The organism is Pseudobacteriovorax antillogorgiicola (genome assembly GCF_900177345.1).
GTDB lineage: Bacteria > Bdellovibrionota_B > Oligoflexia > Oligoflexales > Oligoflexaceae > Pseudobacteriovorax > Pseudobacteriovorax antillogorgiicola.
The window spans coordinates 59,597-75,463 of the sequence record NZ_FWZT01000019.1 but is presented as its reverse complement, the minus strand read 5'-3'; the positions used below and the strand labels follow the sequence as shown (position 1 = coordinate 75,463).

The window sequence follows — 15,867 nt, the reverse complement described above, 5'->3', positions numbered from 1 at the left end:
ATTTCACATCAATTCGCATCAAAAGCTTCGATACAATATCCGTTCTCCAAAGCTCCCAGCTTGTCTATTATGGCTGTATGGGGTATTGAATGAGCCCCTCAAAGTCTGTCTACAGTTCAGGAAGGTAAGAGACATTGCAATCGACGCAGGAAGCATCCGACAGTTTGAGAGATCTATTTGCTAGGGGGCAGCACCAGAGCATTTTGCAGGCTACTGTGGAAAATCCCGATTACTCTTGGCCAGCAGAGGATACAACAGAAGTGACGTCGTCACTGGCTTATTTGGGGCGGATTGACGAAGCTGTTGCCCTATATCAGCTGCATGCTAGCAATCTAAGCCGCGACGAGCAGATCGCCTGCCGGTTCTTCATGGGCCTTGGCTACATCCGTCAATCAGACTACAACCAGGGCCATGGCCTGTTCCAAGAAAATCACGATCACCTTGACGATGCCAGCTATTTGGCTCAGTTCTATATTTATCAGGGGCTTGCTGTGCACCGCTGGTTCACACACAGCTTCCAAGAGGCGCGAGATCTGGCTAAGCAAGCTTATCTGGCTGCTCTGAGCGCCCAGTTTTTTTATGGCCGCACGCTGGCTCTGGATCTTCTTGGCCACGCTCACGTTGCGGTTGGTGAAGTGAGTAAGGGCTTAGCGGAACTGGAGCGTGCCCACGACTACTTTAAAAAATTGGGAGATTGCGCCAACGCTTCCATATGCTACTTGGCTATCAATGGTTATCAGGCTCAGTATGGCGTCTATCGTGATGAGGGGATGCATTCGCTCAAGGAGCTTGTCAAAGAAACCAAGCTTAAAAATAACACCCACAGCGTGAGCTTCTTGCTCACGGAACTAGCGCGGCAGTATAGCTTGCAAGGGCGCCTCAAGGAATCAGAGAAGGCGCTCCAAGAGCTAAGCCAGATCACTCTGAAAACGGGCCATCGGCGTCATGAGGCCCTGCTCTATCAAAGGCAGGCTCAAAATCTTTTTCTGCAGGGCAACTACGATCGCTGTATCGAAAGGCTGATGCAGGGACGGGCGATTATAGACGAGACGATCGATCTTAGCTACTTGCTAGCCTCGCTGGGCCTTCATGCGAAAGCCTGCCTTGCGAAACAAGATGAGGAAGGAGCAGCCCAACTTCTCACTCGTATCCAAGTGCTTACAGAAAAAACTGGCTCGGGCTGGAGCACAAGGATTCTGAATCGAGGCAAAAAATCAGGCTCAGACCAAGCCCGTCGCGGTAATGACTTGCTAGGGGATCGAATTGACGACATTCTTACTGGGGATCTGACTTTCGGAGAAAAGGTTGAAGCCATCATCACTAGCGAACTCTTTAGCCTGATTGCTGACGTGCTGGATCTGCCCCGGACTAAAAAGCTCATGATTCTTAATTTGCAGCCTTCCAGCGTGATGATCTACGATTCCGGAGAGGTTCGTTGGTTTCCACAAACGTTTTCAGGCAACATGCTTGAGGTTTTGCGCTTGATTGCTAACGGCCGTTCGAGTAAACGGGAACTGATCGAAACCATTTGGGGTTATACCTATCATCCCATGCGTCATGATCATTTGATCTACAGTCTGATGACTAGAATTCGCCAGGCATTGGGTGATTATCAAGAATGGCTCGTAACTACGGCTAGCGGCTATGATCTGGCTTCAGGAGTGCAACTTCGCGTTCATGTGAACGCCATCGAGGAGGTGCAACAAGAGGCAGACGATAGCCAAGACGATGTGGCGATCTCCGATTCTATCAACCATCGTCAGCTTAAAATTATGCGTTATCTGGGCCGGAATGACTCTATCGACTTGAAAACATGTTTGGACATGTTTGAATCCGTGTCGAAGGTGACTCTGTCTCGGGATTTGTCATCTCTTTCAAGCCAAGGCTTGGTGCAGCGTATCGGTCGTGGTCGCAATACGCGATATATGAAAGCAACGGCGGAGCAATCTGCCCCGTAACAATAAAAAAGGAAGCGTAACGATGAACATCTTTAACAAAAGTCTGGCTATCGCCACTGCCTTAAGCAGCACGTTCAGCTTGGGAGCTGATTATTACAGCCCTACCAGTCAAGATAAAGAGCCTTTAGCTCGCTTTATTTTGGAAGACTTTGCCGCTAGTAAAGATACGGGCACTCTTCAGTATTCCTTACCAACTGCACTCACGGGCAATAAGCAGAGCTTCGTTCTTGAGCTTGATGAAGTCTTGCCTAACGGCCAGATTGCTTTGTCTACGAAAAATAGCACACCCAATACGCCAGCTGCTTCAGCAACTTGTATGGGGTCACTGGACAAGCCCTCTTGTGTCGTCAAACACCGTAATTTAAATATCGATCCTAGAAAAGTGAAAGACGAGGTGGATCGTCTCTACTTCGATCCCCAAACGCGCAGCCAGGCGATGTTAGTTGCCCAAGATTTTCGCCAGGCTATTGGCAATGAGCCTATTGGCTTTATTGGCGCGAAAGATCCTAAATTTAATACCAAGCCAAAGCGCAGCTTTCGAGCATTCTTTGAGCGCAACGGTAATTTCTACCCTACGTTGGTGACTGTGACAAAGTGCACCGATACAAAGGACTGTAGTAAACAGAACCAGCCGAGTTATTTCTGCTGGAATGGCAACAACAGCCAGGATAAGCGTTACAATGACTGTGCTCCCGGAGATTCTAACTACGGCCGCCTTAGCAAGCTCACGTGGAATCGCAATCGGGTGACGGCCTACTGGAATTTAGGCGGCTCATCGGGCTGGCTGGATTTTACATTCAAAAACGACTTCCAAGAATTCTCTGGTTTCTACGGCGATGGACCTGCGGGTCCCGGTGTTGAAACAAAGAGAATCGGAGTTTGGAATAGCCTCTAGTCCTTTGTGCTAGCAATCCCAGAGCTACTGCAAGAAGCCGGTGATACCGGCTCCAAAGCTATTGCCATAAGCCGGCCAGCTTTGGCCAAAAGCACAGGCTATATCAAGTAGTGATTTTGAAGGCTGGATGGAAGTGGATTATCAGTCTGAAACGTCATTTTCTGGAAGATACACTGGAGAAAACTCAACAGGTTACAAGCTAAAAGGCATCTGGCGATCTTCAACACTTTAAAAAAAGCAAAGCGGAGTTGGGACAAACCCAACTCTTTCGTCACTTAGTTGCCGTACCTGTGAGTTGTAGGACAGTAGTCCGCAACGATTTCAAGAAGCCTTTCCGTAGCAGGCCCGATACGAGTCAACGCCGGCTTGCATCCGCTAGAGCTAAACAGCGTTAATTCTTTAACAGAATCGTTGGGCTGAATTTGGTATGCATTTGCGAATGTTCCAGGAGCATCACAAAGAGCAAATTCACTCTCAACAACTTCTTCCGTAGCAGCCTTAGTGATAAGCTGAGAAATTTCTCCCCAGTTATCGAGCTTGTGAACGGTTTCGTTAGCATCATAGCCGTCTACAGTTTTCACAACAACTCTATCGAAGTAGAACTCGCAAGTTTCACTGCTGTAGTGTTCGGGAGAAAATACGTAGCCAGCGTCACTTGACTTTACAAGTAGTGGGCCGATGTATCGAGCTTGAGACTGTGTAGCAAAAAGCATCGCTGCTGCTGCTAAAAAGAACTTCATTGTTTACTCCTCATATAAAAGTTCGAATCCGCGGGTTCCAGTCTATAGTCTCTTCGCATCGAAAGTACAAGGATTGACCAGCCAGTAAACCGACAGATTTTTGACTTTAGGGTCAGAATCGGTATGAGAGAAAAAGATAGGTATTTTTAGGGGTATTAAGCCGTTCTTTAAAGAACAAAGCCTTCTATTTGACACTTATTTCAATAGAAGGTTCTCAAATTTTTAATTTGCTCTATTACTAGATAACAAACTCCTCACGTCGGATTGAATATCCTTTCTAGATCGCGGAAGCGTGCCATTATATATACCACGGATTCGGAGCTTGTGATCCAAAAGATAGAACATTTCATTGTGGAGAATAGCCTCATCACTTTTTAAGGTGTTTTCCGCAAAGAAATAGGCCCGAGCGAGATTATAGATCACCGACTTTTTCCCCGTGACCAAATGCCATTCGTAGGAGTTCCGTGGATAGCGTTCTTGATAGCTACGCAAGACCTTCGGTCGATCAGTCTCTGGGTCTACACTCATTGATACCAAACGAACCTCTTCTGGCAGCTCCTTTCGCAACTTGGCCATCTGCTTCATCAGCAAATCACAAAGCCCAGGACAACCAGTAAAGAAAAAGTTGAGAACTGTAATTTTCCCCTGCCAATCTCTACTCGAAATTTGTTGCCCTAACTGATTTTGTAGCCCGGTAAATGTAAGGCTCCGTGCTCCCCTATCCTCCCAGCTTGGAGAAAAGCTCTTGTGCATATAGTACGGGAGGTCTGACGTTTGCCCGAGACAGATACCTGTACCTAGAATAAGCCCTCCCAGGCTAAAGCTTGGTACTGCATTGCCGAGTATTCTGAAGACCAAACGCCCGCCCGTTACGAACCAAATAGTTAACGTAAAGGTTGCCTGCCTCGTCCCATTGCTTATGCCAGCCCACTTCTTTTCCCAGAGCGAACTCACTTTGCCCAGATAGTTTACCATTGTCATACCACTCCCTCTGCAAACCATGTTTCAAGCCATTGCTATATTGAAACGCGGCCATGATCTGACCGTTTTCCCAGTAGAGCCGTCGCTTCAATACTTGCCCTTTCTGAAGAACCGACCATTCGTAGATTTCTCCCGAAGGGTAGAATTTGGTTCTTACTTCTCTCGCCTCTCTTAGCTGCAAGGGAGGCTGTAGATAGTAGCCATTGCGGGTCTGCTTTGCCCCGTTAACAGCTCCCAGAAGATTTGTACTCAAGGCCAACCAACTAACGAATGAGAGTGCCCGGTTCCCCATAGAATTCTCCTCCGTTAATGTAAGGCGCATCAGCAGTCACATGATAATGAAAAATCCCTTCTGGATACTCTTTAGTAGCATGGATGTGACCGTGAAATTCATCCAGATCGTCACTAGCTACCAAACGCCCGTTCTCCATAGGACCATAAACTGGGAAGCCATCGAGAAGATAACCGATCAAGCGATTACGAGCTCCTTGGGTTAAAGCTAATGGCTCCACGTGGTAGTGGTACATCCCTCGCCTCTCGGGATGGCCATTGTACTGATCGAAGCTATCGATCTCATCGGTGAGAGGGCGATCGTTTGGTCCTGCAAACTGGTTAAATAAGGCAACTCCATTAAGAGCCATTCCAATTGGGCCAAGAGATGTTCTTTGATGCACCATGGCTTTTTTCGGCCTGCTCGGAATCACCATAGTGAAATCCTGCTCCCGAATGCTATTGGGATTCTGCCGGAAGTTGGGATTGCTCCCGTTATATACTTCGAAGCGACTGTCCCTTCTAGAAAAGTAAGGGCTCTTATGATCGGGGACCCCATCCGATAATAGCGTAACTTGCTCTCCGTCCTGGATGACTTGGACATGCTCTCTAAAGCTTTGAATCGGAAACGTAGTTTGTGCTTGGCTTAAAACCGGCAGGCTTGTGAAAATGATCATGATCAATCCTGTTTGCAATCCCGAGGCCTTCATATTCTCTCCTATTAACAATTATCGAAAACGTGTAGCTCCCGGAACTTAACCCAAAATAGGGGATTAAGTGGCTAAAACTTAGTAAATTCGCGCCGCGATTTTTTACTAGTCATGAATTTTAGAGTATTGACGATGAGATTCGATGGAGGAGGTTTCTTATGAAATTGATCTACTGCCTAATTTTTGCGCTTACATCTTTTTATGTACAAAGTTGTTTTCTGTTCGATCTTTCTAAACCAGTTTCTCTCAAAAAGTGCTCCATGGAATCGACAGTCGCTTCATTCTGGTTCCAGACTACTCACATGGTGCTGATGAAGTTTTAGCCCTCCGCAGTGGAGCAAAGCGATATGCGAATAGGCTTTCGACAGGTGAGGTAGCTGCGATCGTTGCTTACCCCTCCCGTAAAAATTCAAATTAAAAGCAGATCGTATAAAATCACTAACGAATTCTCGAATTCACTGTAAAAGACTCTGGAATTGGTATTCCAGAAGATAAGATCGAAGATGTCTTTCAATTAATTATGCAGGCCGGCACGAGTACAACTCGCAAGTTTGATGGAATCGGCTTGGACTTATACATCTCAAAGCTTCTCGCCGCTCGTCACTGCAAATTCGATCTCATCGTCGTTCGTCAAATGATCACAAGAAATCTTAACGGCTGCGGGGGATGCGGCAGTCGTGACCAATCCAAACAGTGCTTTAATTTCATTCTAAAAATCGCGGTAGCCTCATACCTCAAGGATCTTGGCGGTTAGGTCAGGCCTCAAGAAAATATGCAATAACTCGCATAGGATCTCGTCCTACTGAAGTGCAACTACAACTCGGTCTCCTTCATTACCATAACTATAGGTTTTTATTATGAATAAGATAATTTTCTCCCTCTGCCTGATAAGCATGGTATCCTGTCGGGAAAGCTCTTCAAAGAAGCCCAATACCGTTCCGACTCTAGAGGGTCCAGGATTTAGATTAGGGTCGAACACCGGCGAAAAAATCGAGCGACCAAAAGATGGCTGTGAAAATTCAGGAACTGAAACAATCCGTGTTCTTGCTGACCACCATGATGAAACGAGTAGGTACTTCAACTATCGCTATCAGAGAGTCGTCAACGACCCGCAACACCAGACAATCATTCACGTGCCTGGAGGTCCTGGTCAGGGACTCATGGGAGTCGATGGAGATAGCTACTCAACTCAATACAATCACATATTGATCGACCCACGTGGCCTGGGTTGCAACTACCAACCAAAGAACGTCATTTCAGATAAGTTTATCAATACAGACCAGCATACTAGAGATATCATCGAGATCATTAGACAGCTAAACCTAGATTCCTACGCGTTCTATGGAGTCTCCTACGGGACTGTTGTAGGAACTCACTTCGGTCACTTGATCAAGGACATCGATGATATCAATTTACCACAAGCCATTGTGCTAGAGGGTATTGTAGGTCAAGCTATGCGTGGGGATAGTTATCAACAAGAATTCAAGAAACAATGGGATCGTAATCTACAAAGGGTATCAGGACTCGATATAGCTTTTTCCGACAGTAACAATTTGCCTTTCGGCTACAATGTCTCGCAATGGAATCAGATCATTCAGACTCTTCTATCGGTTGGCGGCGAGTCAGGAAAAAGTTTCCTTAGGGCAGCTGCAGACCCAGAGAGATATAATATTGGCAAGGTGAAAGAAACACTTGATCGAGTTCTCAAAGATGAGCCAGCCATCTTAGGAGAAAGACGTTTCTACAACCTTGTTGGATGCCAAGAAGTATTCGAAAACACGCGATACATCAACTACCTAACGTCGGGAAGGTTTGAAGTATATGACCTGGTTGACTATTTGGAAGACGGCGTGACGCTAGAACAGGCAGTCGGCCGATGTAACTCTATGGATTTGAGCAACCCCTTCGATTCCTCTAATTTTGTGATGATTGATATACCAACCTACTATGTTCAAGGAGAAAATGATCCCAATACTCCTCAGGAAGGTGCTCGCTATCACTTTGAGAATCAAGTAGAGCTTTCTCAAAAATACTTTATCAATGTAGAAGGTGCTGGACATAATCCGCTGGCGATCCAATTAGATGATTGTAGCGATCAAGTATGGGAAAATATTTTTTCTGGCGAGGACCCAAGAGATAAATTTACATTGAGAGACAATGGCTCTTGCTTCGGGTACTACTATGAAAGCGCCTCTGCTCTTAAAATAGAACTCCAAAAGCTAGAGTTTTCCATTGGCAAAGTTTTTTAGTTCAATCGGGTGATATCTGAAGTGGACCATTTGGTTTAGACTGGAGCCAACCTTATGAGAAATGACCAAATATTATCTGTAAGTTATGGCCATGCCAGAAGAAAACCACAGGTCTTCTAAAAAATATTAACTACTTAGAGCTAGGAAAATATGATAGCAAGAATCAAATTTTAGAGGATCGATCCTTATGAAAAAAATTGCAATCATGCTCTTAGCTACAAGCTCCATCTCCTCCTAGTAGGCTTCTGTGGAATGGGACTTTTATAGAGAAGGTATGTTCTCCCATTAAACAGTAGCGGCAGCTTGCCGCTTGCTATTGGTGCCTCATATTCAGCTAGCTGCTGGTTTGGGATCGAACCCGACACAGCTTGCTGTAACTCTTCGAACGAGTCTGGTTTTTCAGTTTTTGGATCTGCGATAAGCTTTGCTGTATTTGATTGGTTTATGCTGATTACTAGATTGAAAGCCTGAAGTGCTCGTAAAGAAACTCAATTGCCGCGCCCCTTGAAAGCGTAGGCAATTGGAACAACTCTTAACTATCGTGTATGTCGCTTTACCTTATAGTCGCAAGAGTAAGTCCGATGCCTCGTCTACCACATCCTGATCTTTAGAGTTTTCGACTAACTTACGTAAAACTGCCTTTGCCTCCTCTTTCGCACCAGTGACACTGAGCAACCTAGCTTCTGAAAGATAGTAGCTTTCTACGTAAGGCGTCAAAACAATCGCAGTCTGCAAAGCTTCCAAAGCCGATGTCGCGCTTAACTTTTTGCTAAGTAAACCAGCCTTTGCGAATTCTGCAAATATTTCGGCATTATCTTGGTTTAGCTTATTTGCCTGGTGCAGGTGATAGGTTGCTTTTTCCGCGAGTGCCGCATCTTTTTGATCGGTAGTCAGGAATTGCTGAAGCAGCACTTTGCCCATCAAAAGTTGGATTCTGTAATCCTCGGGATGCTTTTTAATGATCTTTTGTAAGTGTGCTAGAGCTTTGCTGCTCTGATCGTTCTTAAAGTAGAACTCAGCAAAAGTAAGATCTGCGAGGTAGTGTTTGGAGTCTTTGAGAAGATGCTCAATATCTTCCTGGCTCAGACGTTCGTTTTCAAGACCTATTTTTACGAGCAAATAATCTCTCTCCTGAGGTTCCACCGGGGAAACTCTGATCTTGGTTACAGATAGATTAGGAACGACCTCGTATTGAGAGAACTTTCCCGAGCGATAGTAGGAGAAAAGCTTAGCATCCAAGTCATCAATCGAAAAACCAAAGTGGCGGTTGAACTTTTCTTTCGAGGCAGGAGACCTATCATCGAGATATTGAGATAGAGAGTCTTGATGCTTGTTTACAAAGTAATGAGTTAGCAGCCAACTCAGGGGATAAAACCCAGAATCGGTCGTCGTCTTTTCACCTAGCAGAACTTTCTTCGCACTAAGCCAGCCCGTAAACGATAGCTCTTTCAGGCGAGTTTCATGGATTCCCCCAACCTGAAATTTCATCGCACCTTTGGAAACTTCAACGCTAGCCAGGTATTCTGCCATTCCTTCTCGATACCAAGGTGGCATGGAGTAGTAGCCTTTTTGGTACTGAATAAAATGGACGTACTCATGAAGAGCAACAGACAGCGAAAATATGTTCCGGCTGTGGATTTGGTTAAAGACTATGATTGGACCGTCTTTATGACGACTATAGTAGCCAGCTACCATCCGTTTCTGAGCGAGAGTCGAATATTTTTGAAAGGATTCTGGCACGATCATTCTGAGAGGCGGCAAATCGTCCCTTAGCTTCTTATTGATGAAAATTTCGATGGTTCGGCGGTATCCTTCCATCATTTGGAGGAGAGTTTCGCCGCGTTTCAAACTACCATCGGTGTAGAGTATGAAATTTTCTGAGCTAAGCTGATACCATCGAGCATCTCGATTGTTGATTGTTACACAGGAGGACAAAAGCACTGCGAGAGTAAGAACAGGTATTTTTAGCAATGGAAGACCCCAATTATGAAAGAGACGACGTACCATTCCTTTGGCCGAGCACACTTAGAACTGACGACAGAGTGTCTTATCAGATTCCCTCGGATTCTTGTACTAAGTTTTCGTTGAATTTCGTCAGCCTTAGAGAGGGCTCCATAAGCGAATCTAGGGACACCAAACCCTCACTAGCCATATAAGATTACCCTTGAATGCCCAATGGTGATGAAAGTGAGCCAGGGGATCATAACCCTTTTGGTATTCCTCATTGGTGTGCAGCTGCTGTCATCTGGGACCAAATCCATGCAAAAGTATGGTATTCAGCTAGGTTTGTCAGTTTTTTTTTGAACTGCTGTTACCCCTTATATTTGGCGCCAATCTTGGCACTTCCGTCACCAATACTATTGTTTCTCTTGCCTATATGAGCGACAAAGCCTGCTTCAAAAGAGCCTTTGCCGCTTCGAGCCTTTCGGCAGCAAACTCTTCTAAACCCAGATAGTCCGGCACTTCAATGCGGGCTGAGTCATAACACCCCGCCTTACTCACGTTTCCCTTCCGATCTCAAAGGTTTAGAAGGAAAATGGAATTTCTATAAATTCAGGATCTGGATCTACAGTATTCGACGATCTAAAAAACACTTTAAGTTTGCTATTCATTGTATCGAACAAGATGATCTGAATCGTTGTATCGTTATAAATATCGCCTTTATCCGTACGGGAAGGTGCAGTACCAGTATAGAACGTTGAAATACCTTGAATGTCATCCATTGTAATGACACCGTCTTGGATTCGAGAGTTAAGCTCTTGATTCATATAGTCGAGTCTGTTTTTATTCGAAGATGAGTTCGAATGATTGTTATGATTACCTTCTAGCAGAAAGGAGTCTACAACTCCAAAGGTATTAGGTAAGTTCCATACTTCTCCACCGTGCAGCACAGAGTCGTGGTAGCGAATGCCTCGGCGGATATTCGTTCCCACACCGCCTAAATTGCTTTCGACTGTCATGGCATGAAATGGATCTGCTACAAATATATTGATGTCGAATATATAATTTCTAATCGGGTCGACCAAGTATGCAGACACTTCATCCGCGGTACCGAGGTTTTCCAGACTATGTCGGACGTCGAAGCCGTAAGAACTACGACCCACGGATTCATAGGTAAGACCCGTCTCAGAATAAATAGAACTTGCAAAGACATTGTCATCCGAGATCGCTGTGATCACTCCCATAAAGCCTAGAAATGTAATCCCCATGAAGGACTTATCACCCTGTTTCATGGTTACCACAGCTGGTACTTTCGAGAGTGGGCGATTACCGCCTTCCGGCCAATCCACCTGGCGACCTATTAACGTACCACCAGTTTCACTTGCGTCTCCGAAAGCCGCCACAGCAGAACAACCAGACTCTGTCATATCTGTGAAAAAGTTCAGCAGGAACAATTCATCTCGCGAAAGCTTACCGTCACCCAAGTTATTTTCTACGCCATTGAAGGCTAGGGCTAGCCCCTCTAACTCGTCGCGATAGTCTTCCTTTAGATTAGCACGAAGGTTCTGAACCTTTTCCAAAATAGGGCTCCAGGGACGGCGAGTAAACACATCGTCAAGAAGGGAGTCCATATTTTTCTCATAGTCAGGATAGATTGCAGCGATCTTCTCACCGTATTCTCTCCCTATATCGAGCCGGCTCTTGCCTTTCGTATAATCGATCGTTACAGCGTAGTAAGTGCCTGTGTAGTCAATTGTCACAGCTGAGTTAACGTCTTGACTTACATCACAAGATGAAAATGAAAATGTCCCATCGAAATCCAAGCTTCCGTTATTGCAAGTTGCAAACTGCTCTTCTGATGCACAGCTTTCACCTGGTAATACTGTAGCACTCAAATAGCGTATGCGAGATGTTTCTTCACCATGAGCAAGATCACCGCAATTTTTTTCTGTTTCAATCGGCACGATGCAGTGGCCAGTTACACCATCGTTATCTAACACCAAGTTTTGGCCATTTACTAAACACTTCTGATGTACCGTGCTACTAGTTGTAGAAAACGTTGCAAGGCATTGTTCAGCTGTAAATGCAGATGCTGATGAGTAAGACTGATCGAAATTAATGACTTCGTCATTGCGAGCATAAGCTAGTTGAAGATAGTCGTTTCCGAACACAGCAGTACATAGAGTCGATCCATCTTCCCTGTACTCTAGGCTTATCTCGGCTCCCAAGTTTTTTGCATCCCGCACAGAGAGCGGGTCGCTACCATTGAGAGATGCAAAATACCATTTCGTGCTATTGGGGTATAACATGTCCTTAAAGGCGAGGTTATACAATGGTTCAGAGTTCTCATCTTCTGCTAAAGATATATCGAGTTCAGTATCATCATTTGGAATAATGTTGCACTCTTCAAAAGTGTAGCTACCACTCCAATCAGACATCTGACCATCGTTGCAAGTTGATGTTTGAGTTTGCAAAGTGCAAGACTCACCTTGCTCCACAGTAGCCGACAAAAACCGTATTCTAGACTGGCTCTCGCCGTGCTTTAGATCCCCACAGTCGGCAAGCGTTGGCTCGGCTAAGACAACACAGCTTTCATGGCTAAATCTTCCAGACCAAGGAGACATGACTCCATTGTCGCAAGTTGAGGTTTGCTCCTCAGAAAGACATGAACCTCCAAATTCAACTTGATCTTCTAGAAACCGAACGCGCCTTGTTACTTCACCATGGCTCACGTTTCCACAATCCGAAGGTTCAGGGCTAGGTTCGACCACACAAGTGGTATGGATGTATGAGCCGCTCCAGGGAGACATAACTCCGTTGTTGCAAGTTGAAGTTTGCTCTTGGGACTGACAAGTATTTCCAAAGGGAACTGTACCCAGTGCGAACCTTGTCCGTATTTCAGACTCACCATGAGCCACGTTTCCACAATCCAACGGTGCGGGCTCAGAGTATTGACAATGTCCTTCTACTCCATCCGGCCCCAGTACTAGTTCTAGGTCTGAGTCGATACAAACCTGGGTCACTGGGTTTTGATAGGTAGAAAATGTTTCAATACACTGACGTGCCGAGATCATCCGAGCGTTTTCATAGACCTCGCTAGAAGTAGCTAGCTCGGAGTTTTCAACATAGCCGAGCTGTAGGGTATCTCCCCCCCATGGAACCACACACCTTGTAACACCAGATTCAGTGTATTCAAGCCTCACACCAGAAGCTATGCTTGCCCCTTCACGAACACTCAACGGTTCGATTCCGTCTAGGGAACTAAAATACCAAAGTTCTGAAAAAGAGTTGATATTGCGAATTGCCAAGTTGTAAAGAGGCGCTCCGAATTGATCATCCGGGAGGGATAAGTCATCTGAATTATTTTGAGCAGTAAGACTTTCGGAAAGTACTGACATCAATAGGGCTACAAAAACATACTTTTGCAATAAGTTCATTTGGAATTCCACTAGATCTATTAAGTTAAATTTTCGGGCCTGTGCTTGGTGCCATATCGGTTAGGCGCAAAGCCTTCTTTAGAGAAAATTCATCACTTCTGAATCAAGCTCTACAAAAACCAAAATTTTAGTAGCTTATGATTATTACTAGGGGAATTAATTGAAATTCTAGCAGCTAATTTAGAATTCCAGAGGTATGAAAGGGCTCATTTTTGACTAATGGAGACCGAATCTACGACGTTGGTTTTTTAAACCAACGGTCGACACGAGGCAAGCCAAGAAGGAGGTTGACGTTGCTTTCTTCATAATCGAGACCAAAAGGGACACCATCCTCAACAGTATCAGGATCGGTATAAGTGCCAAACAAACGGTCCCAAAAAGTAAAGAAAAAGCAGTAGTTTGAGTTAGTATACTTGGGGTCGGAAAGATGATGGACCAAGTGGACACGGGGGGTCACGATCACTTTCTCCAGAATCTTCTGGTAAGGTAGCCTAATATTGGAATGTGTGTAGTGCAAGTTGCAGATTTGAAGTATCTGGAAACCCAAAAATACCGTTGCAAATTTATCGATAGGTAAAATAATAAATGCCAGAGTATTGGGGATATTAAACCATACTACATGAAAGAATGAGCTTCGTAAGCCCGATATGAAGTAGATAGACTTCGAAGAGTGATGCCAAGCATGGGTTTCCCAAAGGAATCGACTATGAGCAGAACGGTGGAACCAATAGTTAAAGAAGTCTAAAATCACTAAATATAGTATAAAGACCACTGGCTTCGGAAGAAGCAAAGCTGAATCTTGATAGATTTTCAAGCTTTCAATATGAGATAGTCGATCAAAAAGAGGCGCCGTTAGATACCATTGATCTATGGTAGTAAAAATTGCAGCTGCCAATAGAGCAACCCAATCCCAGGCTAACTCTCTAGTTGGTGGCATATTTGTATAGGGACGCATCTTCGCAATAATCAAAAAGGGGATTCCGGCGAGAATGAGATAAGCATAATATAGAAGTAGTTCCTGCACTGGATGAACCTATTGCTATTGAATCATTTGTGATTTTATCATTGATCGATGTTTATTTAAAAGAGTCATAGTTTTTTCTTCTAGTGAAGACTCCATCGGACAGCAGCTATATACAAGGCCTGCTATTATTCCAAAAAAATAGGTTTGTGATCATATATTAAAGTAAAGCACTATCGGTTTCTTTGTAAATACTAAAACGGCGATCTTTTTTGAAAGCTCCTATGCCCCCACCAGAGAACTTTCTCGAAAAGTTTTTTTATATAAACCCTGGTGATGGTCATCCACTTCAATACTGCGTTTTGGGGTTCATTTATAATAAATTCCCTTCGAATCGACTCGGCGACTCGTTTAAGATGCTCCTTACCTTCTTTAGATTTTAAGTGCATGGCCCAAGGGAGCGTTTCTAGATCTACTGTTTTGTAAACCCTCTGACCAATTTGCGGTTCGCTCGTCCAGCGGACAAACTCGGCCCTTTTTTCGGTAGCTTGCTTATTGCGTAAGCGATAGATATAGCCTGATGCCGGGGAAATACCATCAAGATCCAAGAAACTAACTTCATTTCCATAGTCCCAATTAAAATCAATTTTTCCGTAAGGAGTATCAAATAAGTAAAAATGAGCTGCTATATCGAAAGCATCTAATCGATTATCATGTACATCATTAGTAGCGGTTATCAGCATTCCTCCACCGGTTCTGCACCCAACTTCCACCAGGGTTGGCCCCAGTTGGACATCATCAATAATTTCCATATGAAACGGGCACCTAACAAGCTTACTTGTTGTCATAACCTGCTTCGCGTACTCTACGAGCAACGCAAACCTTGGGTCCTTATCAGGTAGATTCCATGTTTCGGCATAAACATTACTCCGACCATTGGCCAGAACTCTTTGGTATTGGAAAATGCTCAGTATGTGAACGTCACCTTTTTCGTCCACTTGGCCGTTGATTGCAAATTCTTCTCCCTCCAAGAAATCTTCCAAGGTGAAGTCGGAATACTTTGATGAACTCTGAAAATAGCTCTCTATTACCTTATCTGGTGTGCTCTTATCAAAAAAACCGATACATTGATTGCTATATCCATTATTGGGCTTTATGACGAACCTGTCGGCCACCTCATCTTTGACTTTTAAATAGTCATTATATGATTGTAGGCACCTTGAGGGGCTGGGGAGCAGCGCCTTGTTACTCCTATAGAGCATATCTTTGAACCGATACTTATCTCTAAACAAAGAGATTGTCTTGGGTTCATTCCAAGGAAGATTGAGTTCCTTGAGGATATATACGGAGAGATCGAGAACTTGCTCATTCCAAGGTAATATACCGACAATTTCGTATTTATCCTGCCCATACTGCAAAAACTGATCGATAGCACCTGGAGGCACATCGTATTCGACTGCGTTCGAAAATGACTTCTTAAGGTTGTATGATTTGCGAAAGTAGAATTTTAGTCTCGGATTTGAATAGAACGCTAACGGCCGAAGATCCGGATCTTTTTTATTAATACGTTTGATAAACTCATACGCATAGGGATGGTATGGGTCTTGAATCAAGAAATAGCGGCCTCGGCGGGTCATAGCCCTTCTCTTTGTGATAATGAACGCCTTTGTACCCTCTGTCCATCGGAGAGTCACCGCTAGACTTAAAGAAACGCAAGTAAAATTT

General features: G+C 44.5%; 13 protein-coding genes. 4 read left to right on the top strand and 9 right to left on the bottom strand.

The features are described 5' to 3' along the window. Positions 1–134 precede the first annotated feature (134 nt). Positions 135–1,958, top strand: coding sequence for a helix-turn-helix domain-containing protein (locus tag B9N89_RS21805; RefSeq protein ID WP_132322619.1), 1,824 nt, complete (start codon positions 135–137; stop codon positions 1,956–1,958). A 22-nt stretch (positions 1,959–1,980) separates the two neighbouring features. Next, positions 1,981–2,853, top strand: a complete 873-nt coding sequence (locus B9N89_RS21800) for a hypothetical protein (RefSeq protein ID WP_132322617.1) — start codon at positions 1,981–1,983, stop codon at positions 2,851–2,853. 275 nt (positions 2,854–3,128) lie between these two features. On the opposite strand, the gene B9N89_RS21795 is transcribed toward B9N89_RS21800, so the two are convergent. The 4 genes from B9N89_RS21795 to B9N89_RS21780 all read right to left on the bottom strand — a co-directional run bounded on the left by B9N89_RS21795 (position 3,129) and on the right by B9N89_RS21780 (position 5,554). Then, on the bottom strand, positions 3,129–3,593 hold the full coding sequence (locus tag B9N89_RS21795; RefSeq protein WP_132322615.1) for a hypothetical protein: 465 nt from the start codon (positions 3,591–3,593) through the stop codon (positions 3,129–3,131). 222 nt (positions 3,594–3,815) lie between these two features. After that, entirely contained in the window at positions 3,816–4,451 is a 636-nt protein-coding gene (locus tag B9N89_RS21790) for an SCO family protein (RefSeq protein WP_159455547.1), read from the bottom strand. Beyond that, positions 4,411–4,866, bottom strand: coding sequence for a toxin-antitoxin system YwqK family antitoxin (locus B9N89_RS21785; RefSeq protein ID WP_159455546.1), 456 nt, complete (start codon positions 4,864–4,866; stop codon positions 4,411–4,413). The genes B9N89_RS21790 and B9N89_RS21785 overlap by 41 nt, the downstream gene beginning before the upstream one ends. After that, positions 4,838–5,554 carry a YHYH protein gene (locus B9N89_RS21780; protein WP_132322609.1) on the bottom strand — a complete coding sequence of 239 codons (717 nt, stop codon included), beginning with the start codon at positions 5,552–5,554 and terminating at the stop codon, positions 4,838–4,840. Before B9N89_RS21780 ends, B9N89_RS21785 begins: the two co-directional genes overlap by 29 nt. Positions 5,555–5,999: 445 nt before the next feature. Here B9N89_RS21780 and B9N89_RS32190 point away from each other — a divergent pair, with 445 nt between their 5' ends. Next, positions 6,000–6,308, top strand: a complete 309-nt coding sequence (locus B9N89_RS32190; RefSeq protein ID WP_132322607.1) for an ATP-binding protein — start codon at positions 6,000–6,002, stop codon at positions 6,306–6,308. Positions 6,309–6,411: 103 nt separating this feature from the next. After that, positions 6,412–7,803, top strand: a complete 1,392-nt coding sequence (locus B9N89_RS21770; protein ID WP_132322605.1) for an alpha/beta fold hydrolase — start codon at positions 6,412–6,414, stop codon at positions 7,801–7,803. 558 nt (positions 7,804–8,361) lie between these two features. On the opposite strand, the gene B9N89_RS21765 is transcribed toward B9N89_RS21770, so the two are convergent. From B9N89_RS21765 to B9N89_RS21750, 5 genes are all read right to left on the bottom strand, one after another. Next, a complete protein-coding gene (locus tag B9N89_RS21765; protein WP_132322603.1) occupies positions 8,362–9,810 on the bottom strand; it encodes a DUF1570 domain-containing protein in 1,449 nt (482 codons plus the stop codon). A 366-nt stretch (positions 9,811–10,176) separates the two neighbouring features. Next, positions 10,177–10,305 carry a hypothetical protein gene (locus B9N89_RS32185; protein ID WP_268808850.1) on the bottom strand — a complete coding sequence of 43 codons (129 nt, stop codon included), beginning with the start codon at positions 10,303–10,305 and terminating at the stop codon, positions 10,177–10,179. Between the two features lie 23 nt (positions 10,306–10,328). Next, on the bottom strand, positions 10,329–13,181 hold the full coding sequence (locus B9N89_RS21760) for a C45 family autoproteolytic acyltransferase/hydrolase (protein ID WP_132322601.1): 2,853 nt from the start codon (positions 13,179–13,181) through the stop codon (positions 10,329–10,331). A gap of 232 nt (positions 13,182–13,413) precedes the next feature. Beyond that, the gene (locus B9N89_RS21755; RefSeq protein WP_132322599.1) at positions 13,414–14,151 is read right to left on the bottom strand and encodes a sterol desaturase family protein; all 738 of its coding nucleotides are present in this window, start codon (positions 14,149–14,151) and stop codon (positions 13,414–13,416) included. Positions 14,152–14,396: 245 nt separating this feature from the next. Then, complete coding sequence (locus tag B9N89_RS21750) at positions 14,397–15,779, bottom strand: ATP-grasp domain-containing protein (protein WP_132322597.1); 1,383 nt, start codon at positions 15,777–15,779, stop codon at positions 14,397–14,399. Positions 15,780–15,867 lie beyond the last annotated feature (88 nt).

Bases quoted from the DNA above. Each gene is read 5' to 3' on its own strand.
- B9N89_RS21800 (WP_132322617.1), top strand. From the start codon at position 1,981: ATGAACATCTTTAACAAAAGTCTGGCTATCGCCACTGCCTTAAGCAGC.
- B9N89_RS21795 (WP_132322615.1), bottom strand. From the start codon at position 3,593: ATGAAGTTCTTTTTAGCAGCAGCAGCGATGCTTTTTGCTACACAGTCT.
- B9N89_RS21785 (WP_159455546.1), bottom strand. From the start codon at position 4,866: ATGGGGAACCGGGCACTCTCATTCGTTAGTTGGTTGGCCTTGAGTACA.
- B9N89_RS21780 (WP_132322609.1), bottom strand. From the start codon at position 5,554: ATGAAGGCCTCGGGATTGCAAACAGGATTGATCATGATCATTTTCACA.
- B9N89_RS21770 (WP_132322605.1), top strand. From the start codon at position 6,412: ATGAATAAGATAATTTTCTCCCTCTGCCTGATAAGCATGGTATCCTGT.
- B9N89_RS21765 (WP_132322603.1), bottom strand. From the start codon at position 9,810: ATGGTACGTCGTCTCTTTCATAATTGGGGTCTTCCATTGCTAAAAATA.
- B9N89_RS21760 (WP_132322601.1), bottom strand. From the start codon at position 13,181: ATGAACTTATTGCAAAAGTATGTTTTTGTAGCCCTATTGATGTCAGTA.
- B9N89_RS21750 (WP_132322597.1), bottom strand. From the start codon at position 15,779: ATGACCCGCCGAGGCCGCTATTTCTTGATTCAAGACCCATACCATCCC.